The 23,397-nt window shown below is 60.8% G+C and carries 22 protein-coding genes; 13 read left to right on the plus strand and 9 right to left on the minus strand.

Annotated elements, in window-relative coordinates; all coding sequences use genetic code 11:
• Positions 1 to 101: 101 nt before the first annotated feature.
• Positions 102 to 929 carry a phosphonoacetaldehyde hydrolase gene (phnX, locus tag KUF73_RS17875; RefSeq protein WP_218439384.1) on the minus strand — a complete coding sequence of 276 codons (828 nt, stop codon included), beginning with the start codon at positions 927 to 929 and terminating at the stop codon, positions 102 to 104.
• 147 nt (positions 930 to 1,076) lie between these two features.
• Positions 1,077 to 2,186, minus strand: a complete 1,110-nt coding sequence (locus KUF73_RS17880; protein WP_218439385.1) for a 2-aminoethylphosphonate--pyruvate transaminase — start codon at positions 2,184 to 2,186, stop codon at positions 1,077 to 1,079.
• Positions 2,187 to 2,295: 109 nt separating this feature from the next.
• Here KUF73_RS17880 and KUF73_RS17885 point away from each other — a divergent pair, with 109 nt between their 5' ends.
• Positions 2,296 to 3,162 (plus strand): LysR substrate-binding domain-containing protein, encoded by an 867-nt coding sequence (locus KUF73_RS17885; RefSeq protein ID WP_218439386.1) that lies wholly within the window; start codon positions 2,296 to 2,298, stop codon positions 3,160 to 3,162.
• Positions 3,163 to 3,279: 117 nt separating this feature from the next.
• Here KUF73_RS17885 and KUF73_RS17890 read toward each other — a convergent pair whose 3' ends face one another.
• Positions 3,280 to 4,158 (minus strand): LysR family transcriptional regulator, encoded by an 879-nt coding sequence (locus KUF73_RS17890; protein WP_218439387.1) that lies wholly within the window; start codon positions 4,156 to 4,158, stop codon positions 3,280 to 3,282.
• A 270-nt stretch (positions 4,159 to 4,428) separates the two neighbouring features.
• On the opposite strand from KUF73_RS17890, the gene KUF73_RS17895 reads away from it, so the two are divergent.
• Both KUF73_RS17895 and KUF73_RS17900 read left to right on the plus strand, forming a co-directional pair.
• Positions 4,429 to 5,754 (plus strand): MFS transporter, encoded by a 1,326-nt coding sequence (locus KUF73_RS17895; RefSeq protein ID WP_218439388.1) that lies wholly within the window; start codon positions 4,429 to 4,431, stop codon positions 5,752 to 5,754.
• 70 nt (positions 5,755 to 5,824) lie between these two features.
• A complete protein-coding gene (locus KUF73_RS17900) occupies positions 5,825 to 7,216 on the plus strand; it encodes an FAD-dependent oxidoreductase (RefSeq protein WP_218439389.1) in 1,392 nt (463 codons plus the stop codon).
• Positions 7,217 to 7,219: 3 nt separating this feature from the next.
• On the opposite strand, the gene KUF73_RS17905 is transcribed toward KUF73_RS17900, so the two are convergent.
• Positions 7,220 to 8,647 carry a type VI secretion system Vgr family protein gene (locus KUF73_RS17905; protein ID WP_218439390.1) on the minus strand — a complete coding sequence of 476 codons (1,428 nt, stop codon included), beginning with the start codon at positions 8,645 to 8,647 and terminating at the stop codon, positions 7,220 to 7,222.
• A gap of 217 nt (positions 8,648 to 8,864) precedes the next feature.
• Between KUF73_RS17905 and KUF73_RS17910 the strand changes: the two genes are divergently transcribed.
• Entirely contained in the window at positions 8,865 to 9,569 is a 705-nt protein-coding gene (locus KUF73_RS17910) for a YebC/PmpR family DNA-binding transcriptional regulator (protein WP_218439391.1), read from the plus strand.
• Positions 9,570 to 9,631: 62 nt separating this feature from the next.
• On the opposite strand, the gene KUF73_RS17915 is transcribed toward KUF73_RS17910, so the two are convergent.
• Entirely contained in the window at positions 9,632 to 10,957 is a 1,326-nt protein-coding gene (locus KUF73_RS17915) for a leucine-rich repeat-containing protein kinase family protein (protein WP_218439392.1), read from the minus strand.
• A 140-nt stretch (positions 10,958 to 11,097) separates the two neighbouring features.
• On the minus strand, positions 11,098 to 12,225 hold the full coding sequence (zapE, locus tag KUF73_RS17920; protein ID WP_218439393.1) for a cell division protein ZapE: 1,128 nt from the start codon (positions 12,223 to 12,225) through the stop codon (positions 11,098 to 11,100).
• 284 nt (positions 12,226 to 12,509) lie between these two features.
• On the opposite strand from zapE, the gene KUF73_RS17925 reads away from it, so the two are divergent.
• From KUF73_RS17925 to KUF73_RS17955, 7 genes are all read left to right on the plus strand, one after another.
• On the plus strand, positions 12,510 to 13,037 hold the full coding sequence (locus tag KUF73_RS17925; RefSeq protein ID WP_218439394.1) for a spore coat U domain-containing protein: 528 nt from the start codon (positions 12,510 to 12,512) through the stop codon (positions 13,035 to 13,037).
• Positions 13,038 to 13,132: 95 nt separating this feature from the next.
• Positions 13,133 to 13,666 carry a spore coat U domain-containing protein gene (locus KUF73_RS17930; protein ID WP_218439395.1) on the plus strand — a complete coding sequence of 178 codons (534 nt, stop codon included), beginning with the start codon at positions 13,133 to 13,135 and terminating at the stop codon, positions 13,664 to 13,666.
• A gap of 20 nt (positions 13,667 to 13,686) precedes the next feature.
• Complete coding sequence (locus KUF73_RS17935; protein WP_218439396.1) at positions 13,687 to 14,223, plus strand: spore coat U domain-containing protein; 537 nt, start codon at positions 13,687 to 13,689, stop codon at positions 14,221 to 14,223.
• A gap of 4 nt (positions 14,224 to 14,227) precedes the next feature.
• Positions 14,228 to 14,728, plus strand: coding sequence for a spore coat U domain-containing protein (locus KUF73_RS17940; RefSeq protein WP_218439397.1), 501 nt, complete (start codon positions 14,228 to 14,230; stop codon positions 14,726 to 14,728).
• A 28-nt stretch (positions 14,729 to 14,756) separates the two neighbouring features.
• Complete coding sequence (locus KUF73_RS17945; protein WP_218439398.1) at positions 14,757 to 15,545, plus strand: molecular chaperone; 789 nt, start codon at positions 14,757 to 14,759, stop codon at positions 15,543 to 15,545.
• A gap of 92 nt (positions 15,546 to 15,637) precedes the next feature.
• On the plus strand, positions 15,638 to 17,995 hold the full coding sequence (locus KUF73_RS17950) for a fimbria/pilus outer membrane usher protein (protein ID WP_218439612.1): 2,358 nt from the start codon (positions 15,638 to 15,640) through the stop codon (positions 17,993 to 17,995).
• Positions 17,992 to 18,963, plus strand: coding sequence for a spore coat U domain-containing protein (locus KUF73_RS17955; RefSeq protein ID WP_218439399.1), 972 nt, complete (start codon positions 17,992 to 17,994; stop codon positions 18,961 to 18,963). Before KUF73_RS17950 ends, KUF73_RS17955 begins: the two co-directional genes overlap by 4 nt.
• A gap of 104 nt (positions 18,964 to 19,067) precedes the next feature.
• Here KUF73_RS17955 and KUF73_RS17960 read toward each other — a convergent pair whose 3' ends face one another.
• Positions 19,068 to 19,820: an anti-sigma factor gene (locus KUF73_RS17960; protein ID WP_218439400.1), complete on the minus strand. Its 753-nt coding sequence runs from the start codon at positions 19,818 to 19,820 to the stop codon at positions 19,068 to 19,070.
• Complete coding sequence (locus KUF73_RS17965; RefSeq protein ID WP_218439613.1) at positions 19,817 to 20,323, minus strand: sigma-70 family RNA polymerase sigma factor; 507 nt, start codon at positions 20,321 to 20,323, stop codon at positions 19,817 to 19,819. The genes KUF73_RS17960 and KUF73_RS17965 overlap by 4 nt, the downstream gene beginning before the upstream one ends.
• Before the next feature lie 164 nt (positions 20,324 to 20,487).
• On the opposite strand from KUF73_RS17965, the gene KUF73_RS17970 reads away from it, so the two are divergent.
• Both KUF73_RS17970 and KUF73_RS17975 read left to right on the plus strand, forming a co-directional pair.
• The gene (locus KUF73_RS17970; RefSeq protein WP_218439401.1) at positions 20,488 to 21,573 is read left to right on the plus strand and encodes a catalase family peroxidase; all 1,086 of its coding nucleotides are present in this window, start codon (positions 20,488 to 20,490) and stop codon (positions 21,571 to 21,573) included.
• Positions 21,570 to 22,115, plus strand: a complete 546-nt coding sequence (locus KUF73_RS17975; RefSeq protein ID WP_218439402.1) for a cytochrome b — start codon at positions 21,570 to 21,572, stop codon at positions 22,113 to 22,115. The genes KUF73_RS17970 and KUF73_RS17975 overlap by 4 nt, the downstream gene beginning before the upstream one ends.
• 129 nt (positions 22,116 to 22,244) lie before the next feature.
• Here the strand turns inward: KUF73_RS17975 and KUF73_RS17980 are convergent, their stop codons facing one another.
• Entirely contained in the window at positions 22,245 to 23,396 is a 1,152-nt protein-coding gene (locus KUF73_RS17980; RefSeq protein WP_218439403.1) for a M14-type cytosolic carboxypeptidase, read from the minus strand.
• Position 23,397: the final 1 nt, after the last annotated feature.

Genomic DNA, 23,397 nt, shown 5'->3' on the forward strand with positions numbered 1-23,397 from the left:
GCTGTCGAGTGAAACGAGGCTGCGATCTTTTGATCTTGAAAATCTAAAGATCGCAGCCTCGTTTCACTCGACAGCTCCTACAGGGGCCAGTGAGTTTTGGATCAGTTGGTTTGCGGCATCTCACCGTTGGCCAGGCGCTTGTTGATGTCGGCGATCACTTGCGGCAAGTCGGTAATGGTGTCGATCATGTAATGCGGGCGCGAACCTTCGAACATTGCGTGGATACGCTTGCGTTCGCTGTCCAGTTTGTCGCTGCCGAGGGCACGGTAGCCTTCGTAGTCCAGGCCGAGCGCATTGCCCGAGCAGATCAGCGCGACGGTCCACATGCCGGCACGGCGACCTTCGAGAATCCCCGGCACGGTGTCGTCGATCTTCACGCAAGCGGCAACGTCGTCGATGCCCAGGGCGATCACGTTGGCCAGTGCCTGGGCCGGCCATGGGCGGCCATTCGGCACTTCGTCGGTAGCGACCACGTGGTCGGCGACGTAACCGTTGGTGGCAGCCAGTTCAACCACCTTGTCCATGACTTGTTTCGGGTAGCCGGAGCAGGAACCGATCTTGATCCCTTGCTGGCGCAGGTTGGCGATGGTGTCCAGGGCACCTGGAATCAGCGCCGAGTGCTCGGCGATTTTCTCGATCTGCAACGGCATGAAGCGTTGGTAAATGGCGGTCACGTCATCGTCAGTCGGTGTGCGGCCGAACACCTTGCGGTACCGCTCGGCGACTTCCGGCTGATCGCACAGGGTGCGGATGTGGTCCCACTTACCCATGCCCATCGGGCCACGGGCTTCTTCGATGGACACCTGAACGTCGAACTCGGCGAAGGCTTCAACAAAAATCTGCGTCGGGGCGAAGGAGCCGAAGTCGACGACAGTGCCGGCCCAATCGAGGATGGCGGCTTGGAGTTTGGTTGGGTTTTTGTAGTTCATGTTGCAATTCCTGCCTATGGGAAATGGTGATCTCCGTAGGAGCTGTCGAGTGAAACGAGGCTGCGATCTTTTGATCCCGTTTTACAAAGGCAACGTTAAAAGATCGCAGCCTCGTTTCACTCGATCGCTCCTACAGGGCGGTGGGGCTTAGATTTCGAGGACTTCCATCTCGCGCAGCACTTCGCCGATGGCCGCAACGGCTTCGCGCATCTCGGCCGGCTGGACGTGGCCGATGCAGCCGACGCGGAAGGTTTCGACCTGGGTCAGTTTGCCGGGGTAGAGGATGTAACCCTTGGCCTTGACCCGTTCGTAGAATTCCTTGAACTCGTAGCGCGGATCTTTTGGCGCATGGAACGTGGCGATGATTGGCGCCTGGATCGCGGCGGGCAGGAAGCTGCGCAGGCCCAGTTTGCCCATCTCTTCCATCAGTGCCTGGCAGTTGGCCGCGTAGCGTTCATGGCGGGCCGGCAAGCCGCCTTCTTCGTTGTATTGCAGCAGCGCTTCGTGCAGGGCGGCGACTACGTGGGTCGGCGGGGTGAAGCGCCATTGGCCGGTCTTGGCCATGTAGGTGTGCTGGTCGAACAAGTCCATCGCCAGCGAATGCGAGTTACCGGCGGCTTTGGCCAGGGCTTCTTTGCGAGCGAAGACAAAACCCATCCCCGGTACGCCTTCCAGGCATTTACCGGAAGCGGCGATCAGTGCGTCGAACGGCACCTGTTGCGCATCCACCGGCAGCGCGCCGAATGAACTCATGGCGTCGATGATCAGGCGTTTGCCGTGCTGCGCAATGACGTCGGCAATTTCTGGCAGCGGGTTGAGGATGCCGGTACTGGTTTCGCAGTGAATCAAAGCGACGTGGGTGATGCTGGTATCGGCGCGCAGCAGGCGGTCGACGTCGGCGGCAGTGGTCGGTTCGTCTTCGGCGGTTTCGAAGGTGCTGAACGAACGGCCGAGCACTTCGCAGATTTTCGCCAGGCGTTTGCCGTAGGCCCCGTTGATCAACACCAGTACTTTGCCGTCGCGAGGCACCAGGGTGCCGATTGCCGCTTCGACGGCGAAGGTGCCGCTGCCTTGCAGAGGCACGCAATGGTGGCTGTCGGCGCCGTTGATGATTGCCAGCAATTGTTCGCAGAGGCTGGCGGTCAGTTGGTTGAAGCGGTCATCCCATGAACCCCAGTCAACCATCATCGCCTGACGGGTGCGGGCCGAAGTGGTCAATGGGCCGGGGGTGAGCAGGATGGGTGCGGCAATACTCATTCTCGTGTCCTCGCAATCGATGGGATGAAGCTACGGGGCTTAAATTGCAATTTGCCGTGTTATCAATCAAATTGTTTGTTGTTATGCCAGCCATCAGTGAGGGTTATTCATGAACCTGTTTCAGCTCCGCGCCTTCGATGCCGTGGCCCGGGAGGGCAGCTTCACAAGGGCTGCCGCGCGGCTGTTCATCAGCCAGCCGGCGGTCACCGGGCACATCAAGGCGTTGGAGGAGCATTACCAGATCACCCTGTTGCGGCGCACCGCGCGACGGGTGGAGTTGACGGAAGAGGGCACCAAACTGGCGGCGATCACCCGGGCGATGTTCGGCCTCGCCGAAGAAGCGCAAGTGATGCTGGAAGCCAATCGGCAATTGTTGACCGGTCGCCTGGAAGTGGCAGCGGACGGGCCGCACATGGTCATGCCGATGCTGGCGAGCCTGCGAGCGCGTTATCCGGGGGTCACCGTGAACCTGCGATTGGGCAACGCCCAGGAAACCCTGGCAGCGTTGTTGTCCGAGCATGCCGACGTGGCGGTGCTGACCGAAGTCGAACCGCGCAAGGGCCTGCATCTGCAAGCCCTGAGCGAATCACGGATTTGTGCGCTGGTGCCCGACGGTCATCCGTGGGCGCAGAGGAGCAAAGGCGTGCCGCTCAAGGAGCTGGACCAGGTGATCATGGTGTTGCGTGAGCCGAGTTCGATCACCCGACGTACGTTTGACGAAGCTTGTGCCCAGGCCAAAGTGCATCCTCGGGTGTTGCTGGAACTGGACAGTCGCGAAGCGGTGACCGAGGCCGTTGCCGCCGAGTTGGGTGTAGGTGTGGTCTCGTCTGTGGAAGTCAGCCATGACCCGCGCGTGGCGGCGGTGCCGATTATTGGTGAGGGGTTGGTGAATCGGCACATGATGGGGTGCATGGAACGGCGGCGGGACTTGCGTTTGATCCAGGCGTTTTTCGGCTTGGCCCCCAATCCCGGTTGATCGAAAACCCTGTAGGAGCTGCCGAGTAAAACGAGGCTGCGATCTTTTGATTTTGTTTTTAAGAAGCAAGATCAAAAGATCGCAGCTTCGTTTCACTCGACAGCGCCTACAGGGCCCCTACATCGGTGTGAGGCTTTCGCGCACCATCTGCAAAAACGTCGCCACAATCCGCCGCGAACTTTGCTCGCGCAAGCACACCAGTGTCTCGGTCAATCGCCGTTTGCAATCGGTAATCGGCAGCGCGCACACCCGAGAGTCCGCACCGAACTCAGCCGCCGACACCACCCCCACGCCAATCCCCACCACCACCGCCTCACGCGCTGCTTCCCGGCCTTCAACCTGAATCGCCGGGCGGATGCGGAACCCGGCGCCGGCCATTTCTTCTTCCAGGGTCTGGCGGGTCACCGAGCCGATTTCCCGCAGTACCAGCGGCGTGTCGTCCAGGTCCGCCAGGCAAATGGATTCGCGGTCGGCCCATGGGTGATTGCGCGAGACGAACGCCACCATCGGGTCATTGCGCAGGGGCAGCGAAATCAGCCGCTCATCGCTGACATCGCGACCGAGCAGTGCCAGATCAGCCTGATAGTTGAACAGTCGAAATAGAGATTCATCGGTGTTACCGGTTTCGATTTTCACGCTGATGCCGGGGTAACGCTCACAGAAACGGGCGATTTGCGGAAGCACGTGTACCGGTGCATCCACCGCCAGAATCAGGCTGCCGGTTTGCAACGCCTGGGAATCCTGCAACAGCTCTTGAGCTTCCGCCTCAATCACAAAAAGCCGCTGGGTAACGCTCAGCAAACGCTCGCCCAGATCGGTCAGGCGCACCGAGCGTTTGTTGCGGTGGAACAGCAACACCCCGTAGCGCTCTTCGAGTTTTCGCACTTGGTCGGAAATCGCCGGTTGCGTGAGGAATAGCCGCTCGGCGGCTTTGGTAAAGCTTCCGTGTACCGCTACGGCGTGGAAGGCTTTGAGCTGGGCGTGGGAAACCGACATCGAAACCTCCAGTAACAAGCTGTGCTTATATTGGAAATACGATAAATCGATTTCACTTATTAATCAGTAATTGTTTTTATCCGCTTCAGCCCAGCTGACTGTTCGGTCGAACAGCAACGGTGGCCATGAGCCTGTGCGTGCAACAGCAGGACTCATCTGACCGGAATCGCCTAACAGGGACAGGGTGATTTCGCAGTGCTCAACAATAAAAACACAGGCGTTTTTCTACCAATTCTGCCGGCACACTCACACCCTGAGGTCAGAACCACAATGAACAAGCACATCGGCACCATCAAGCGTTGGCGCGTGCAGATCTTCGCGATCACCTGGCTCGCCTACGCCGCGTTCTATTTCACCCGCAAAGCGTTTTCCGTTGCGAAACTGGGCATCGGCGAAGACCCGACGTTCATGCTCGACAAAATGGCCATGGCCAACCTCGATGCAATTTACCTGACCGCTTACGCCATCGGCCAATTCACCTGGGGCATTCTTGCCGACCGCTTCGGGCCACGGGTTGTGGTGCTGGGTGGCTTGCTGATCTCTGCGGCGGCAGCATTGGTAATGGGCAGTTTCGCCACGTTACCGATCTTCGCCACGTGCATGCTGATTCAGGGCCTGGCGCAGTCCACCGGTTGGTCCGGGCTGTGCAAGAACCTCGGCAGTTTCTTCCCCGCCGAACAGCGCGGACGGGTGCTGGGCTTGTGGAGTTCCTGCTACGCCTTTGGCGGTCTGGTGGCATCGCCGTTCGCCGGTTGGTGGGCGTACACACAGATCGGCACCTGGCATGCGGCGTTTATTTCCAGTGCCGTCGTGGTCGCATTGGTCGCTGTGCTGTTCTTTATTTTCCAACGCAATAAACCTGAAGACGTTGGCTTGCCCGCTGTGGAGCCAGAGCCTGAACTGACGGCCGCAGAAGCTGATGCGCAAAGCAAGATCAGCATGTGGGAGCCGTTAAAGGAGATCCTGCGCAACCGCACGGTGCTGATTCTTGGCCTGGCCTATTTCATGCTGAAACCGGCGCGCTATGCGATTCTGCTGTGGGGCCCGGTGATCGTTTTCGAACAAATGCCATCGGTAGGCAAAGTCGGCGCGGCGATCATTCCCACTTCGTTCGAACTGGCGGGGTTGCTCGGGCCGATCATGATCGGTCTGGCCTCGGACAAACTCTTCGGTGCCCGGCGCATGCCGGCCTGCGTCATCAGCCTGTTGGCGCTGACCGTGTCGCTGGCGCTGTTCATGGGTGCCTTGCATACCGGCAGCGTGTTGCTGGTGGTGGCGCTGTTGTTTGTCATGGGCCTGACGCTCTACGGACCGGACTCGATGATCAGCGGCGCGGCCGCCATCGATTTCGGCACCGCCAAGGCGGGTGCGACAGCGGCAGGTTTCGTAAACGGCTGCGGCTCGGTCGGGGCAATTCTCGGCGGATTGCTGCCGGGCTACTTCGACACCGTCACCGTGTTCATTGTCTTTGCCGGCTGCGCGATGTTCTCGGCCCTGGTGTTGATCCCGCACTGGAACAGTCGCCCGGGAGGCCTGCGTACCAACTATCCCTTTGTGCCTAACCAGGCAATGACCATAAAACCCCTGCGTACCTGAACCCTGTCCCGCGCGGCCTGCTGCGCCTGCGGCAGGCTGGCGTGTGGACGAATGACCGGAGAGTTACCCCATGAGACCCTTTTGGCTGGACCAGGCCTTGAAGGCTGATACGTCCGAAACCTGTCCGACACTGCAAGGCGACATCCGCGCCGATGTCTGCATTGTCGGCGGTGGCTACACCGGGTTATGGACCGCCATCATGCTCAAGGAGCAGAACCCCGAACTGGATGTGGTGCTGATCGAAGCGGACGTCTGCGGTGCCGGCGCCAGTGGCCGCAACGGCGGTTGTGCGCTGTCGTGGTCGGCCAAGTACTTCACCCTTGAGCGGCTGTTCGGCGTCGAAGAAGCCGTGCGGCTGGTCAAGGAATCCGAGCGCAGCATCCACGCCATCGGTGCCTTTTGCGAGCAGTACGCGGTGGACGCCGATTACCGTCTCGACGGCACCCTTTACACCGCGACCAACCGTGCCCAGATGGGCTCGACCGACGCGGTGATTGCGGCACTGGAACGCAACGGCATCAACTCTTTTACCCAGCGACCACTGGCTGATGTGCAGCGCATGGCCGGCTCCAGCAAGCACCTGGAGAGCTGGTTTTCCCCGGCCGCTGCCAGCGTGCAACCGGGCAAACTGGTACGCGGCTTGCGTCGAGTCGCCTTGCAGCTTGGCGTGAAAATTCATGAAAACACGGCGATGACCGGGCTGGAAGAAGGTAAGCCGGCGGGGATTCAAACCGCCAACGGCACCGTCCGCGCCGATCGTGTGGTGCTGGCGATGAACGCCTGGATGGCCCGGGCATTCCCGCAATTCGAACGCAGCGTGGCGATCGTCTCCAGCGATATGGCAATCACCGAACCCCGGCCCGACCTGCTGAATGAGATCGGCTTGACCAGCGGCGTCACCGTGCTCGATTCGCGGATTTTCGTGCACTACTATCACAACACCCCGGACGGCCGGATCATGCTCGGCAAGGGCGGCAATACCTTCGCCTATGGTGGGCGCATGTTGCCGGTGTTCGATCAGCCGTCACCTTATGCCAGTCTGTTAAAAAGCAGTCTGGCGGATTTTTTCCCGGCGTTTGCCGACGTCAAGGTCGAAGCGACCTGGAACGGCCCTTCCGATCGCTCGGTCACGGGGCTGCCGTTCTTCGGGCAGATGAGTGCCAGCGGCAACGTGTTCTACGGTTTCGGCTACTCCGGCAGCGGCGTCGGGCCATGCCATATGGGCGGGCAGATTCTGGCCTCGATGGTCCAGGGTCTCGACAACGCCTGGACCCGCTCGCCGTTGGTGAACGGACCGTTGGGCTTCTTCCCGCCAGAGCCGATCCGTTACCTCGGTTCGCTGATGGTGCGCAACGCCATCCGCCGCAAGGAACGCGCCGAGGATCACGGGCATCGGCCTCGGCACCTCGACGTGCGCCTGGCGAAGTTCGCGGCGGCGGCCGGCAAGGCTGACAAGGGCTGACGGTCATGGCTTAGGCTGCGTGGGGTTGATCAGCCAGTCGAGCAGCAGGCGACTATCGCTGCGTGGTTGATGGTCGCGGGCGGGCGGTGGCGTATCGCGATGTCCGGTGCTGGCGCAGAACACCGGGCGGTCGGGGTCACTGTCCAGGAAGCTGACCCACCCGTCGCTGCCGGCCAACGGCAAACAGGCCGGATCGATCCGCCCGTGCACGGTCGTCAACGCAATAGGCAGCCAGAGACTGTTGGATGCCTGCGCAACAGCGGGCTGTGCGGGCCACAAACGTACCTGAATTCGACCTTGATCATCCAATGCTGCCGGTTGCCCGGCCGGGCCGCATACATGGGCGGGTTGATAACCCGGCACACTCGGCTTTGTCTGTTTCAGCGGCGGCCTGAACGCCGTTGACCAGGGAATGGCGCTGAACTGATTGTGGTAATGCGGCAGCCTGTCGGGCGTGTCTTGCGCCAGAATCGAACGCTGATGCCCCTGATGCCGCGCCTGGGTCACCAGCCATTGATCGTTGAACCCCGGCAGCGGATGGTCTGCCACCTGCACGATGCGTCCGCTGCTTAACTCGCCGTTATTGCTTTGGCCATGGATTTGCAATTGCAGGCAACGCAGTCGCTCCAGATGCCGGCGGGCGAGTTGATCGCCGTGGTGCTGCTCAGGCGCCGGGCGGGACATTGGCGGCGGCCGGGTGATGGGGTGATTGGCCGCACCGTCGTCAGCGTCCGGCGCGCCGCGGTTTCTGGCATTACGTCCCGACGGTGAGGGCGGCGAATCATGGCGCTGGAACAATTCGCTGATCAGCGGTTGGCTTTCATCGTCGGATGCGTCGCTGTGGAACGGCATCAGCAGGGGGGCTTGGGGGAAGCTCAGGCTGTCATCGGCTACCACCAGTACGTGAGCGTTGCGCTGATGTTCGAAGTGATAGTGAATGCCTTCTTCCTCGCACAGCCGTTGCAGCAAGGCCAGGTCGGTTTCATCGTACTGAATGCAAAAAGGCCGCAGGGGGTAGTGCTCGAGGGTCAGTTCAAAGCGATAGCTGTCATCGGGCAGCTCATGTTCCTCCAATAACTGACGCAGGATCATCGGCACGCTGAGGTGGACGAAGATGCGCCGACAGCGATACCGATCCAGTGCTTGCAGCGCGGGCACCAGCACCACTTTGTAACCAACCCGGTGCGCCCCGCAATGTTCGCGACTGGCGCTGTGCAACACGCCGTGAATGCCCAGGCCTTGCCCAAGGCTCAGGAACGCCGATTGTTGCAACAACCGATCAGGGTGAATGGCCGGTGCAAGGCCGATCACTTCTATGTCGAATCGATAGGGTTGGTTGAGGGCTTCCAGACCACTGAATTGCACGACATGCAGGCTTAAATCGTCGTCCAGCAGTGTCAGGGTGAAGGGACTTTCCTTGTCGTTGTGCATCGAACGCGCTTCTGCCATGGAATACGGGCGCAGAGAGTACGAAACCACAGCTGTTAATAGTCATCACAAACTGACGTTTCCGAATCGCCCTACAACCGAAGGCGAAGATGTCGATTCAAGGTCAGAATTTTTGGTCGATTGCCGACTTTAGGCCGGTTAAACTTGCGCAAAGCGTCGGCCAATAGATGTCTCGGCGCCACAGACAAGAGAGTGAGTAATGGGCGCACAGTGGAAGGTTAAACACAAAGAAGCGGCATCTAACGCCAAGGGCAAGATCTTCGGCAAACTGGTGAAAGAAATCACCATTGCCGCGCGTAACGGTGCCGATGTCACCACTAACGCACACCTGCGCCTGGTGGTTGAACAGGCTAAAAAAGCCTCGATGCCTCGCGAAACCCTGGAACGTGCGATCAAGAAAGGCTCCGGCCAGCTCGGCGAAACCGTGCAATACCATCGCGTGACGTATGAAGGGTTTGCACCGCATCAAGTGCCGCTGATCGTTGAATGTGTGACCGACAACATCAACCGTACCGTCGCTGAAATCCGCGTCGCCTTCCGCAAGGGCCAACTGGGCGCTTCCGGTTCGGTGGCCTGGGACTTCAACCACGTTGGCATGATCGAAGCCGCGCCGGAAACCCCGGACGCCGATCCGGAAATGGCCGCTATTGAAGCGGGCGCTCAGGATTTCGAGCCAGGTGAAGACGGCGCAACGCTGTTCCTGACTGAACCTGCAGACCTGGACGCGGTACAAAAAGCGTTGCCGGGGCAGGGTTTCACCGTGCTGTCGGCCAAGTTGGGTTACCAGCCGAAAAACCCGGTCAGCGGCCTGAGCGATGAGCAGATGGCTGAAGTTGAAGCCTTCCTCGAAGGCCTCGATAACCACGACGACGTGCAGGACATGTTTGTCGGGTTGGCCGGCTAAACATCGAAAGATCGCAGCCTACGGTGCATCTGTAGCAGCTGCCGAAGGCTGCGATCTTTTTCTTAATGTGCCGTAATAACTTCCTGTAACACACGCACAATCTCGCTAAACCCCGGTCGGGCCAGCACATCCGGCTGACAACATCTCTGTTGCAACGCCTCCCACTGCACGCGCAGTTCCTCACTCAACCCCAAATCAATCCGCTCCAGCAATTCCCCCAGCAGCACCCCGAACGCGCGTACTTCGATGCGTTGCAGTGCACGGCTTTCAGTGTTGTCTTCGAGCGCGTGGAACGACGCCGCACCGAAGTCCCCCAGCAGGCAATCACCGTGCTCGTCCCACAGAATATTGTGGCCGTAGAGGTCGCCATGGGTAATGCCCTGACGGTGCAAGTGCTCAGCAACTGAGGCAATGCCACGGGCGATGCGCAGGGCGACATCGGCGGTGAAGCGCGTGTCGTTGGCGTAGATGTCGCGGCTGCAAGAGGCCAGGCTCGGCAGCGCGGCAAGGTTGCGGTAGCTCGGCTCGATCAGCTGCATCACCAGGCCGTTGGTGTGTTGCGGGTGATCGACAATCCGGCCTTCGACACAAATCAGGTTCGGGTGGATGCCGGCGGTGATGCAGGCGTTCATTTCGTGCAACGGCGAGCCATCGCTGGTCATTTCGCCTTTGTAGAGCTTGACCGCAACCTGGGTGTCCGGTTGGCCCGGTCGAGACCAGGCAGCCCGATGAATCACCCCCGAAGCGCCTTCGCCCAGCTGCTGCTCCAGGCGCACTTGCGACCAGGGAATGCTCGCGGTGGCTTCAAGGGCGGCGGCATCGGCTTCGGTTTCCAGCGGGTTACCGGCGTAGGCCAGCCAGGTCAGGCTCGGCAGGGCCAGCAGCCACTCGGGCAACTCGGTGAGTTGGTTGGCGGCGATGCGGATCAACTCAAGCCGATGGCAATCGCGCAAGCTTTCCGGCAAACGCTGCAACCGGTTACCGGCCAGCATGAGTTTTTGCAGGTATGGGCGCTGGCCCAGTTCGGTCGGCAGTTCAGAGATGCAGTTATCGGTCAGGATCAGCCAGCGCAACAGCGGTGGCAGCGCTTGTCCCGGAACCTGTTCGATACGGTTGGCCTTGAAGCCGACCATGGTCAAGGCTTCGCATCGGCCCACACAAACGGGCAGTTCGGTGAACAGGTTGTCCGAGCAGAACAACACCCGCAAGCGGATCAGACGGTGCAAGTCCTCCGGCAAACTGCGTAGGGCGTTGCCACTGAGATTCAGCACTTCCAGGGAGTCCGCCAGGTCGAATATTTCCCGGGGGAATTCTGTCAGGCCGCAGGCGAGGTCCAGACGGGTGATGCCGGCCAGCGTGCCGGCGCGCAGTTGTGCGAGGGAATGCATGAGCGGGGTTCGCCATCGATCGAATGAATGGGCGGCATGATAGCGACTTGAGGCCTTGGCAAGGCCAAAAAGATCAGCTCCTACGGGAGATTGCGTTCAATGCAGGAGCTGCCGAAGGCTGCGATCTTTTGATTTTTAATCTATTCCTCCCGGATTTCCACCAACTGCCCCAACCGACTGCGCGTACGCGCCAGGTCAATGGCATCGCCACCCAGGCTTTCGCGCAATGAGCGCTGCCCAAGCAGAGTCAGATGCTTGTCCTGGTCGTACAAAACGTCCACCAGATTAATGAAGCGCTGCTGTGCAGCAATCGAACAGTCGGCCAGGTCGGGCAGCTTGTCGATGATCCAGTGATCGAAGCGCCGGCACAGTTCCAGATAATCCATGACCGCCGTGGGCTGGTCGCACAGGTCACTGAAGGTAAAACCGATGGTGCGCCCTTCGCAGTAGCGCGCGGAGAGGTGGCGTGTGCCGACGGGCAGGGCAATGGCCGGTGCATCGGCGGCTGGCAGGTTCGACGCCTGACGCTGTGACGCGGTGGCGGGCCAGACGTATTGGCCCTGGGTAAACAGTTGTTGCGCGTGGGTCCTGGCCTGACTGCGGTAGTCGTGCGGCCCGCCGACTTCCATCACCTGCATACGCGTGTTGATCAGGTCGATCACCGGCTTGAATCGCGCGTGGTACAGCGGGTTGGGCAACAGGCCTTCCGGCGGATAATTGGAGGTGACCAGCAACAGAATGCCGCGCCGGAATAGCGCCTTGAACAGCCGCGTGATCAGCATCGCATCGCCGATGTCATGCACATGGAATTCGTCGAAACACAGCACCCGGCAATCGCGCAGCAACTCATCGAGGGTGGTCGCCAGTGCATCCGGTTGCTCGCGATGGCTGAACATGCCCTGGTGCAACCGGGCAAAAAACTCGTGGAAGTGCAGACGCTGTTTTTGCGCGAGGGGGATGGCCTGGAAAAAACCGTCGAGCAACCAGCTCTTGCCGCGACCGACGGCGCCATGCAAGTAAAGACCGGGCAAGGTCTTCGCTGACGCAGCCAGCAGTGTTGTGGCGTGTTGTGCCATGCAATCAATGACGCGCTGCTGGCTGTGGCTGAGGGTATAGCCCTGAGAATGGGCCTTGTGGTGAAAGTAGTCGTGGATCACCCGGCCTGTCGCGACCCCGCTGGCGGACGCAGTCGATGCCTTGCCGAAGAGGCGGCGCAGTGCTGGCCAGCGTGGCTTGAAGCGCGAACGGTTGGGCGGTCGAACGGTCACTGTGGTGTCACCCCGTCATCGTCAGGCAAGCGCCCCGGACTGGGGCGGCATAGTGTAACCAGAGGGGGGAATTCGCTTCCAGTTGTGTCGATGGAATCAAGGCTTTTCTCGACAAAATACTCGGGTGTGTACAGCTTATTTCGCGCCGCAATGACGGCGTTTTGCAGCTGAGACGGTACAAATTCACGTTTTCGGAGTGGATCCAGTTTCGTTCGTTCACTGGCGATTTCCCGGTGTGTTGCTAACCTGTTTTTTACAAGTCACCCCTCAAAAGGAATGGGGCCGTGAATGGACATGTGGTGTTGGCAGTCTTGGGCCTGGGGCTCAGTGCAACGATATCGGCCGCCGAGCTTCAGGTGGAGGTGCGGGTCGACGTACAACGTGGCTGTCAATTGGTCGGGCAACAACGCACGGCGGGCATCGAGCAATTGGGCGTGCTCGATTTCGGCACTACGGCGCGGCTGGATAATCCCGCCGGGCCGCTGGGCACGGCGCTGATGAACGAGCGCCTGCCAAGGCTCGAATGCAATCCCGATACCCCTTATCAATTACGCGTTGATGGCGGCCTGCACGGTGGCGTCGGCGACGTGCGTTACATGGCGGGAAGCGCCGCACACAGCAAACCCATTCCTTATCGGCTTTATCAGGACCCGGCGCGGCGAATCCCGCTGGCGGTGGACGTGCCGATGAGTGGCCGGGTGCCGGAGACCGGATCGGTGGATTTGCCGCTGTACGCGCGTATTGAACCCTTGGCGGAGATACCGCGGGTCAGCCGTTACTCGGACCTGGTGAAGGTGACGGTCAGCTGGTAGACGACTGTGCAGCAAACAACCTACCGGACTCGGGTTGGCAGGGAAGGGGCGTTCGCGGACGAACGGCCGTGTCTGAAGGAGTAGTGGTTGTCGTGATGAAAGGCAGGCTCTGGAAAGTGTTCACCTTCGGCGCGCTGGTGTTGCTGGCCCCCGTTGTGCAAGCGGCCATCAGCGGGCAGATCCATGCGCGGCTGACCATCATCGCCGGTTGCGAAGTGACCAATGGCACCCGCTCTGGCAGCCCGGTCAGCGACTTCGGCACGCTCGATTTCGGCCAGCAAGGCCCTACCTGGAACAACCCGATCGAGGCCAGCCTCAGTGATGACGGCAGCGGCAAACTGAACGTCGCCTGCAATCCCTCGGTCACCGGTTTCACCGTCACCATCGATGGCGGCACGCACGGCGACGGCACCACCCGGCGACTGAGCAACGGCACGCAGACCATTCCCTATCAATTGTTCCTCGATGCTTCCGGCAACCAGAGCTACAACATCGGGCAACAACACAATTTCGCTGTCACCAGCGGGGCGCAAGTACCGATTCCGGTATTCGGCTCCGTGGTAGCGAACGCCCGCGCGTTACCGGCCGGTGTCTATACCGACACCCTGACGGTGACGCTCGACTGGTAAACCTGTAGAGGACGGACACCATGCACATGCTTGTATCAAAGATAGGTTTGTCATTGCTCGGCCTGATGTTGGGAGCCGGCGTCCAGGCGGCCACCACTGTCACGGGCCAGATTAACTCCAGCCTGATCCTGACCAGCAGTTGTCAGGTGAACGGCGTCGGCGGCTCCAGCAACCTGAATTTCGGTTCGTTGAACTTCGGCACCACCAATAGCCTGTTCACCTCGGCCAGCGGGCAAGTACTCGGCGGTGGCGGTGGGGCGCTGTCGATTCTCTGCTCCAACGGCACCACACCCACGGTCAAGGTGCGTGCCGGTGCCAACGACGGGAAATCGTCGGGCGGCACCCGTGCGCTGTTCGACGGTGTCGCCAATTACGTGCCATACGACTTGTACACCGATGCCGGTCACTCGCAGATTTTGGCCATTGACGGCGTGATCAACCTTGCCGCCAGCACTGGCGTAGCGCAGACCGTGAACATCTACGGCCAGGCCCTGGGCAAGGCCGGACTGCCGGCAGGCACCTACACCGACACCGTTGCCGTCGAACTGACCTTTTAGGGAGATGAACGGCCACGGTTGTGCGGCGCTGCTCCTGTTCTGCGGGGCGAGTGTGCCGTTGCCGCTGGCGGCGGTGACCAGCCAGAGCTTTCAGGTCAGTGCCACGGTAACCGCCGGTTGCCTGGTGGTCGGCGGGGTTTCCAGTTACGGCAACCTGAATTTCGGCAGTCGCCCGGCCCTGGCTACCGGCACGGTGCAGGTGGCGCTGACCGGGGGCGTGCAGTTGCAGTGCACGCCGGGCGTGACGCTGAACATGAGTGTCGATGGCGGCCAGTACAACAGTGGCGGCCGACATCTGCAGCTCACCACCGGCAGCAATCGGGTGGCGTACCAACTGTTTCGCGATGCGGCGTTCAGCCAGAGCCTGGGCATCGGCCAGAGCGTAACCGTGGCCTATAGCGATGCAAACAACATCAGCCTGCCGATTTACGGTCAGGTGCAGCTACCGGGCAATCAACCCGGAGGAACATACAGCGATGTGCTGCAAGTGCAGCTGTCGTGGTAACGGAATGATTGGCCATAGGAGTCGGCATATGTATTCACCCTCGCGGCGGCCTTCGGTCGTGTGTCATGCGCTGTTGGCCTTGCTCTGGCTGGGAGCAGCCAAGGTACAGGCGGCCAGTTCGGTGCTGATCTGGCCGATTGATCCGGTGCTGGAAGCCGATCAACAGGCCAGTGCGTTGTGGCTGGAAAATCGCGGCAACGAAACCGCCAACCTGCAGATCCGCGTGTTTGCCTGGAGCCAAAGCGGTTTCAGCGATCAGTACCAAAACCAGCGCGACGTGATCGGCAGCCCACCCGTGGCGAAAATCGAACCGGGCCAGAAGCAATTGGTACGTCTGACGCGCACTCGGCAAATCCCGCCGGGGCAGGAACTGGCTTACCGCATCATCATCGATGAAATTCCCTCGGCGAAACCACCGGCGGCTGAAGACGGCAAAACCGCCGCAGCGATTCGTTTTCAGATGCGCTATTCGGTGCCGCTGTTTGCCTATGGCGAAGGTCTTTGGAGCAAGGAAGACACCACCCGCCCGCGTGATCCAAAAGGTGTGGGCCTGCCAGATTTGAGCTGGCGCACAGTGGCGGTGGACGGGCGTCCTTACGTTGAAGTGCGCAATCAGGGCGCGGTGCATGCGCGGCTTACCGACGTGGCGCTGAAGCAGGGCAGCCAGACCAGACCCTTGGTGGAAGGGTTGCTGGGTTATGTGCTGCCCGGCGCGATCATGCGATGGCCGGCGCCCGGACCGCTTGCCGGCGACCCGGCGTTGCAGGTGCGGATCAATGGCGCACCGCAGATTCAGAGTGTCGCGCCGGCCAAATGAACACACGCGTTCACCTGTAGGAGCTGCCGAAGGCTGCGATCTTTTCAGGCAGCACACGGAGGAAAATGTCCAGTGACGGACAACAAGCCGTAATGAGCCAGGGTAGGGCTCGCAGTGTGCAGCGTCCGTTGTGGGTCGTTGGCTGTGTCTGTTGCCTGGCACTCGTTCATCCCGCAGAGGCCGGTGATCTGCCGCCTCCGCCCAGTGGCATGGAGGCTGTAGCCGATGCGCAGTTGTTTCTGGAACTGGTGGTCAACCAGATGAACACCGGACGGGTCGTGGCGGTCGAGCAGCGTAACGGGCAGCTCTTTGTGCCGGCCAGCGCATTGCGTGACACCGGCATGAAGTTGCCGGACAGCACCGGCGTCGAAGTCGGCCTCGACAGCGTGCCGGGCCTGCACAGCGAGTACGACGGCAACGGTCAACGGCTGCTGCTCGACGTCCCGCCAGACTGGCTGCCCGAACAGTTTATCGGTCGTCGTGACGTCTATCCGCGCACCCCGGCCCTGAGCAGTTTCGGGGCGTTACTCAACTATGACCTGTACCTCAACGACACCGATGACGCCGGCACTTATCTGGCGGCCTGGAACGAAGTGCGGGTATTCGACAACTGGGGCACGTTGTCCAACACCGGGCAATATCGCCGCACGATGTCGGGGGATGAAGTCAATACGCTGAACAATGGCTACCTGCGCTACGACACCACCTGGCGCTACTCCGATGATGATCGGCTGCTCACGTACGAGGCCGGCGATCTCGTGAGCGGTGCCTTGCCCTGGAGCAATTCAGTGCGTCTGGGCGGGGTGCAGTTGTCCCGGGATTTCGGCGTGCGCCCGGACTTGGTGACTTACCCGTTGCCGCAGTTCGCCGGGGAGGCGGCGGTGCCGTCATCGGTGGATCTGTTTATCAACGGCTACAAATCCAGCAGCGCCGAGCTGCAACCCGGCCCCTACACGCTGACCAATATCCCGTTCATCAACGGCGCCGGCGAAGCGGTGGTGGTCACCACCGATGCTTTGGGTCGACAGGTCTCGACCACGGTGCCGTTCTACGTCACCAGCAGCCTGTTGCAAAAAGGCTTGAGCGATTTCTCGGTGGCCGCCGGCACCTTGCGCCAGGATTACGGCCTTCGCGATTTCAGCTACGGCCCCGGTGCCAGTTCCGGCAGTTTGCGTTATGGCCTGAGCGACAACCTCACCCTGGAAAGCCATGCCGAAGCGTCTGATTCACTGACCCTGGGCGGTATCGGCGGCAATCTTCGCCTGGGCAATTTCGGCGTGCTCAACACCGCCATCAGCCAAAGCCGTTTCGACGGTGAAAGTGGTCAACAACTGAGCCTCGGCTATCAATACAGCAGCCAGCGCTACAGCTTCTCTTATCAGCGTTTGCAACGCCGTGACCAATACGCTGACCTGACCCTGGTCGACAGCCCTTACACCGCGCTGAGCAAACGCAGTGAGCAGGCAACCCTGAGCCTGAACCTCGACAGCTGGGGCAGCCTCGGTGCCGGCTACTTCGACGTGCGCGCCGCCGATGACTCACGCACGCGCTTGCTCAACCTGACATGGAGCAAACCGTTGTGGCGCAACACCAGTTTTTATCTGTCGGCCAACCGCGAAATCGGCGACAGCAACTGGGCGGTGCAGGCGCAACTGGTCATTCCGTTCGATTTGCGCGGCAGCCTGGCCATCAGCAGTGAGCGCAGCAAGGCCGGGCAAACCCAGCAACGGGTCAACTACAGCCGCGCCGTGCCGACCGAAGGCGGCGTGGGTTTCAACCTTGGTTACGCCGATGGCGACGGGCCGGATTATCGTCAGGCCGATGTGACCTGGCGACTGCAATCAGTGCAATTGCAGGCCGGCGTCTACGGCAACAGCGATGTCGAAACCCGCTGGGCCGATGCCAGCGGTTCGTTGGTGTGGATGGACCGCCAGGTGTTCGCCGCCAACCGCATCGACGACGCTTTTGTGGTCGTGAGCACCGACGGCTACGCCGACGTTCCGGTGCGATACGAAAACCAGCAGGTCGGCCAGACCGATCGCAACGGCCACTTGCTCGTGCCGTGGAGCAGCGCCTATTACCGTGGCAAATATGAAATCGACCCGCTGAACCTGCCGGCCAACGTGCGCAGCCCGAACGTCGAACAACGCATCGCGGTACGCCGAGGCAGCGGATATCTGCTGGAATTTCCATTGAGCCGGGTGCTCGCCGCAAGCATCGTCCTGGTGGATGCGCAACAGCAGAACCTGCCCTTGGGCAGCGGCGTGGTGCATGAGCAAAGCGGCGCGCAAACGGTAGTGGGTTGGGACGGTCTGGTTTACCTGGAAAACCTGCAGGCGCAGAACAGTTTGCGGGTGAGTCTGGCCGATGGGAAAACCTGTCAGGTGCAGTTTGCCGTCGACATGCAGCAGGATCAGATCCCGCTGATCGGGCCGTTGGTGTGTCAGTGAACGGCGCGAAGTGGCTGGCGTGGCTGGCGTTGTTGCTGCCCAGTTCGGCGCAGGCATTGTGCGCGGCGGTCGGCACCACGCCGGTGGCGTTCGGCTCCCTCAGTTCGATTGCCGTGCGCACCACGTCGCAATCCAGTTCCACGGTGAATGGTGGATTAAGTTGCACCGGCTCGCTGCTTTCGCTGTTGACCACCAATGATCATTTCTGGGCCACCGTCACTTCGTCCCAGAGCGGCTTGGTCGGTCCTACCGGCGATGTCATCGGCTACACGATCTACGCCAACAACAGCACCAGCTACCCGCTGACCCGCGGCGTTGCCTACGACTTCGCCCGCAACGGCATCATCGACGCCCTCGGCCTGCTGAATGGCACGGTGCCGAAAACCGTGCCGCTCTATCTCGGCACAACCATCGGCAGCAATGTCGCGGCCGGGATCTACAGCGAAACCCTGACGATCTTCTGGAACTGGAATTACTGCTCTGGCATTGGCGTCGGCAGCGTCTGCCTGGGGCGCGATATCAATAGCGGCACCATCACGCTGACGGTCAACCTGACGGTCGCCAACGACTGCACCATCACAGCGCCGAATATTGCGTTTGGCAGTGCGCCGGTGGTCAGTGCGTTTACCCCGGTCACCGGGCAGACCATCAACCTGGCTTGCACCAAGGGCAGTGCCTATACGGTGGGTTTGAGTGACGGGCAAAACGCGGTCGCTGTGGGTGGTCGGCGGCGCATGGTCTCCGGGGGTAATTATCTGGCGTACGACATCTTCAAAAGTGCCGGCACGACCCGGTGGGGCAGCGTCGGCAGTGCGCGACGGGCGAGCACCGACGCCGAGGTCAATCCGGGTAATGGGTTGGGCACTGGCAGTCAGATTTTCAACTACAACGCCAGGATCTACACCGACCAGACCACACCGCCAGCGGGTACGTATCTGGACAGCGTTGTGCTGGATGTGGGGTTCTGATCTCCGTGATTGCCCTCGCTCCGGTGCTGCTCTCGGCCTCTCCAAGCGCAGAAGATCAAGAGTGGATCAAACGATCGCAGTCTTCGGCAGCTCCTACAGGGGGATCAAAACTGCACGGTTTGCTTGAGCAACTGCGCCGCCGGGGTATCTGTCGGGCTGACCATCGCGTAGTTGTAGCCGCCTCCCGACCAATACTCGGCCTGCAACCCGCCATCGCTGCGACTGCCGCGCGGCAGCAGGAAGTTTTTCGGCCCTGGGGGGCGCACGTAGAAGCTGATTTTGTGCCCGCTCTGGTTCTCGTAGACCACCATCGCCGCCGGCCCTTGCTCGGTGCTGAGCAAGCGCCCGCTGACCGGTTTGAACCCGGCACCCGAGAGGTCGGGCAAGCGATTGGCCTGGGTGAAATAACGGTCGAGCCACCCTTGCATGTCGCCATCATCGCTGGCCTTGTAGTCGGCGGGCAGGATGCCCTGCTCGGCAATCAGCCGATAGGCCTGCAGGGCGTCGGTCATTGGCAGCTGGGTGCCGACCAGTGTCATCTCCCGTGCCTGCCAACCGCTGAAACCACCGACGCTGACGGCGATCAGCAATACCGCAGCGCTGGCCAGGTGTCGACGGGACTGACGTTTCAGGCGCTGGCGAATCAGCGCAGGATCGAGCTCCGGATTGGCCGGTTGCTGCAACGCGCCGCTCAGGGCCGCGCGCAGTTGTTGGGCGTCCTGCTGCCAGGCGCGTACTTGTGCGCGAATTTGCGGGTTGCTGGCGAGAAAAGTCTCCACCAGGCGTCGGTCGTCATCACCGAGTTGGTGGTCGATGTAAGCGTGCAGGTCACGCTCGCTTGGGGGCATGCTGATCATTTGAGTCTCCGCAGAGCAGGGCGGTTGATTTCGCCATCGCTGAGTTGGCGCAAGGCCTGGCGGGCCCGGGACAGGCGGGACATCACGGTGCCGGTGGGTACGCCGAGAATCTCGGCGACCTCTTTATAAGTCAGGCCTTCGACCGACACCCACAGCAGCAGCGCGCGCTGTTCGGTGGGCAGTTGATCGAAGGCGTTGAGGGTGGACTGGGCTATCACGGTGCGTTCGACCGAAGGCTGCGCATCATCGCGCCCGGTAAAGAATTCGAGCATCCGCGCATAACGCTTCGAGCGCCGGTGAGCGTCGAGAAACTGCCGATAGAGAATCGAAAACAGCCAGGCGCGCAGGTCGCCGTCGGGCCGCTTATCGCCCCAACTCGACAATGCGCGCTCAAGGCACGACTGCACCAGATCGTCGGCGCTGCTGGAATTGCGCGTCAACGACACGGCAAATCGCCGCAATCTGGGAATGATTTCTCTCAGTTGTTCGTCGATGTCGTTCATGAAATTCTGACTAGTCACTACGCTGTGGTGAGTGCCAAGGAAGACGCTTGGCATTCGAGGTTATTCCACGTCTGAAAAAATAAATACCGCACGAGGGAATAAACCTTCGTGGGGTACGTCTGCTTGATTCTTCTCACTTGTGGCCGATGGCCCTGGAGTCTTTCATGGTAGATCGATCATCGCCGCCCACCCGGCCACCCTTGAGTGCCGCGAGCCTGACATTGCGCCTGACGGGCATTGCCGTGGTTGTCGCTGCGCTGGCCGGGGCGTTTGCCTACGTCAATGGCACCTTTGACTCACAACGCCTGACGCCGAAAAAGCTGATCAATGTGCTGGAGACCAACAACGGCGTGCATCCCGGGTTCCGGCGTAATCACTCCAAAGGTGTGTGCGTGATCGGCCATTTCGAGAGCAGCGGCGAGGCGCGCAGTTACTCCACGGCGCAGGTATTTAACGAGGCGCGCACGCCAGTGGTTGGTCGCTTGGCCTTGCCGGCGGGTAATCCCTACGCGCCGGACAGTGCCGTGCCGATCCGCAGCATGGCGTTGCGTTTCAACCAGGCTAACGGTCAGCAATGGCGTACCGGGATGAACAGCATGCCGGTGTTCCCGGTGGGCACGCCCGAGGCGTTCTATCAGTTGCAGCAGGCCCAGTCTCCGGACCCGGCCACTGGCAAACCGAACCCGGCCGCGGTGCCTGCGTTCTTTGGTTCGCACCCGGAAGCAGCGCCGTTCCTGGCGTGGATCAAAACTGCCAAACCGTCAGCCAGCTACGTGACGGAAACCTACAACAGCGTCAATGCGTTTTACCTGGTGAACGCGGCCGGACAACGGCAAGCGGTGCGCTGGAGCATGTCGCCTGTGGCTCAGGACGCGCCGGGCGCGACGGCGCCCGAAGGCAGCGACTACCTGGAAAAAGACCTGGTTCAGCGCATTGCCGCCGGGCCATTGCGTTGGCAGTTGAACATCACCCTGGCCAACCCCGGTGATCCGGTCAACGACGCAAGCAAAGCCTGGCCAGACGGGCGCAAAGTATTGAACGCCGGCACCCTGGTACTTGAAAGCACCCAGCCACAATTGAACGGTGAGTGCCGAGACATCAACTACGACCCGCTGGTATTGCCTGCCGGCATCGAAGGTTCCGACGACCCATTACTCGCCGCTCGCTCGGCCGGTTATGCCACGTCCTATTTGCGTCGCACCAGCGAAGTCAGCCAGTTACCCGCCGCCAAACAGGAGGCCAAGCAATGAGCGCCCAACCGAACCACTTCGCTCCACTGGCGCGCCTGCTGCACTGGCTGATGGCATTGATGATCATCGCCATGTTGTTTATCGGTGCGGGCATGGTTGCCTCGGTGTCCGAGCGCCATGAGTGGCTGATTCACCTGCACAAACCCTTGGGCATCGCCATCTTGCTGTTGGTGATCGTGCGCCTGGGCGTGCGCTTCTCGACGCAACAGCCGCCGTTGCCGGCTGACTTGCCAGGCTGGCAAGTGCTGGCGGCCAAGGCCTCGCATCTGTTGTTGTATGCGTTGATGCTGATTCTGCCGCTGCTCGGCTGGGCAATGATTTCAGCGGCCGGCGACCCGGTGATGCTCAGCAGTTCGTTGCAATTGCCGTCGATCGTGCCGGCGAATGCGCAGGTGTTTGCGTTCCTGCGCAAAGCGCACGGGTTCCTCGCGTACCTGCTGTTTCTGACGGTGTTGCTGCATCTGGCGGCGGCGCTGTTTCACGCCTGGGTGCGTCGCGATGACGTGCTGGACAGCATGCTGCGGGGTAAGGACCGGAATTGAATTACACAAGCTCAATGTAGGAGTTGCCGCAGGCTGCGATCTTTTGATTTTTCTTTTTCAAGATCAAAAGATCGCAGGCTGCGCCAGCTCCTACATAGGCCGTGTGTTCACACGAATCCGGGGTAGGGGTCAGCGCAGGGTGTCGATCATTTCAGTAACGGTGGTCAACACATCCTTGCCCAGTTGCTTCGAGCGCTTACCCGACCACCCCGTCATTGCATTCGGCGCGTCGTTGTTGTCCTTGAACGGCATCTCCAGGGTCAATGACAGGCAATCGAATTTCTCGCCGACGCTGTTGCAGGCCAGGGTCATGTTCGCCTTGCCCGGCGCGTCGAGGGTATAGCCGTGCTTGGTCTGGAAGTCTTTGGTCAGATGCTTCAGGTGATCGCGGAAGTGAGTTTCGAGTGTTTCCAGGCGTGGCGTATACCCTGGATTGCCTTCGCAGCCGGCGGTGAAAATGTAGGGGATTTCCTCGTCGCCGTGGATGTCGAGGAACATGTCGACGCCGTACTTTTCCATCTGTTGCTGTACGAAAAACACTTCCGGGCTGACTTCCTGGCTGGCGCTCTGCCAGGCACGGTTGAGGTCCTGCCCCATGGCGTTGGTTCGCAAGTGGCCGTGGAAGGCACCATCCGGGTTCATGTTCGGCACCAGGTACAGGTCGGCGCTGGCCAGCAGTTTGTTCAACACCGGGTCGTCATGTTTTTCCAGGCGCTCGATCACACCTTCCATGAACCATTCCGCCATGTGCTCCCCCGGATGTTGCTGGGCGATGATCCACACCTTGCGCTGGCCTTCGGCACCCGAGCCTTTGCGCAGGAGCTGAATGTCACGGCCTTCGACGCTCTTGCCAGTCGCCAGCAGTTCGGTGCCGGCCTTGCTCAGCGCTTGCTCGATCAGCCAGTCGTGACGGCCACGGCTGTAGGGTTCGAAGTAGGCAAACCAGGCGTGGGTGGCGGTGGCTTCCAGGCTGAAACGCAAGCAGTCGCCTTCGAAAATGGTCGGCACGCGGAACCAGTTGACGTGATCGTAGGACGCCACGGCTTGATAACCATCCCAGGCCTTGTTGTAAGAAGACTGGCTGGCATTGTTCAAACGAAACCAGTGTTCCTGGCCGACATGCAGGCCGCTGGCCTTGAAGTGGAACCATTGAAAGTGGTTGCTGCGGGTATCGGGCCGGATTGCCAGCAGAGGTCTCAGCGGATCGCTGAGGTCGATCACCTGGATGTTGCCACTGTCGAAGTTGGCACTGATGTCGAGTGAGGATTTGGCCACGGTCATG

Source organism: Pseudomonas sp. PD9R (assembly GCF_019200975.1).
Lineage (GTDB): Bacteria > Pseudomonadota > Gammaproteobacteria > Pseudomonadales > Pseudomonadaceae > Aquipseudomonas.

What these genes read in the sequence shown, in the direction of transcription:
- phnX (WP_218439384.1), bottom strand. Translation starts at nt 929, where the DNA reads ATGAACTACAAAAACCCAACCAAACTCCAAGCCGCCATCCTCGATTGG.
- KUF73_RS17880 (WP_218439385.1), bottom strand. Translation starts at nt 2,186, where the DNA reads ATGAGTATTGCCGCACCCATCCTGCTCACCCCCGGCCCATTGACCACT.
- KUF73_RS17885 (WP_218439386.1), top strand. Translation starts at nt 2,296, where the DNA reads ATGAACCTGTTTCAGCTCCGCGCCTTCGATGCCGTGGCCCGGGAGGGC.
- KUF73_RS17890 (WP_218439387.1), bottom strand. Translation starts at nt 4,158, where the DNA reads ATGTCGGTTTCCCACGCCCAGCTCAAAGCCTTCCACGCCGTAGCGGTA.
- KUF73_RS17895 (WP_218439388.1), top strand. Translation starts at nt 4,429, where the DNA reads ATGAACAAGCACATCGGCACCATCAAGCGTTGGCGCGTGCAGATCTTC.
- KUF73_RS17900 (WP_218439389.1), top strand. Translation starts at nt 5,825, where the DNA reads ATGAGACCCTTTTGGCTGGACCAGGCCTTGAAGGCTGATACGTCCGAA.
- KUF73_RS17905 (WP_218439390.1), bottom strand. Translation starts at nt 8,647, where the DNA reads ATGCACAACGACAAGGAAAGTCCCTTCACCCTGACACTGCTGGACGAC.
- KUF73_RS17910 (WP_218439391.1), top strand. Translation starts at nt 8,865, where the DNA reads ATGGGCGCACAGTGGAAGGTTAAACACAAAGAAGCGGCATCTAACGCC.
- KUF73_RS17915 (WP_218439392.1), bottom strand. Translation starts at nt 10,957, where the DNA reads ATGCATTCCCTCGCACAACTGCGCGCCGGCACGCTGGCCGGCATCACC.
- KUF73_RS17930 (WP_218439395.1), top strand. Translation starts at nt 13,133, where the DNA reads ATGAAAGGCAGGCTCTGGAAAGTGTTCACCTTCGGCGCGCTGGTGTTG.
- KUF73_RS17935 (WP_218439396.1), top strand. Translation starts at nt 13,687, where the DNA reads ATGCACATGCTTGTATCAAAGATAGGTTTGTCATTGCTCGGCCTGATG.
- KUF73_RS17940 (WP_218439397.1), top strand. Translation starts at nt 14,228, where the DNA reads ATGAACGGCCACGGTTGTGCGGCGCTGCTCCTGTTCTGCGGGGCGAGT.
- KUF73_RS17945 (WP_218439398.1), top strand. Translation starts at nt 14,757, where the DNA reads ATGTATTCACCCTCGCGGCGGCCTTCGGTCGTGTGTCATGCGCTGTTG.
- KUF73_RS17950 (WP_218439612.1), top strand. Translation starts at nt 15,638, where the DNA reads ATGAGCCAGGGTAGGGCTCGCAGTGTGCAGCGTCCGTTGTGGGTCGTT.
- KUF73_RS17960 (WP_218439400.1), bottom strand. Translation starts at nt 19,820, where the DNA reads ATGATCAGCATGCCCCCAAGCGAGCGTGACCTGCACGCTTACATCGAC.
- KUF73_RS17965 (WP_218439613.1), bottom strand. Translation starts at nt 20,323, where the DNA reads ATGAACGACATCGACGAACAACTGAGAGAAATCATTCCCAGATTGCGG.
- KUF73_RS17970 (WP_218439401.1), top strand. Translation starts at nt 20,488, where the DNA reads ATGGTAGATCGATCATCGCCGCCCACCCGGCCACCCTTGAGTGCCGCG.
- KUF73_RS17975 (WP_218439402.1), top strand. Translation starts at nt 21,570, where the DNA reads ATGAGCGCCCAACCGAACCACTTCGCTCCACTGGCGCGCCTGCTGCAC.
- KUF73_RS17980 (WP_218439403.1), bottom strand. Translation starts at nt 23,396, where the DNA reads ATGACCGTGGCCAAATCCTCACTCGACATCAGTGCCAACTTCGACAGT.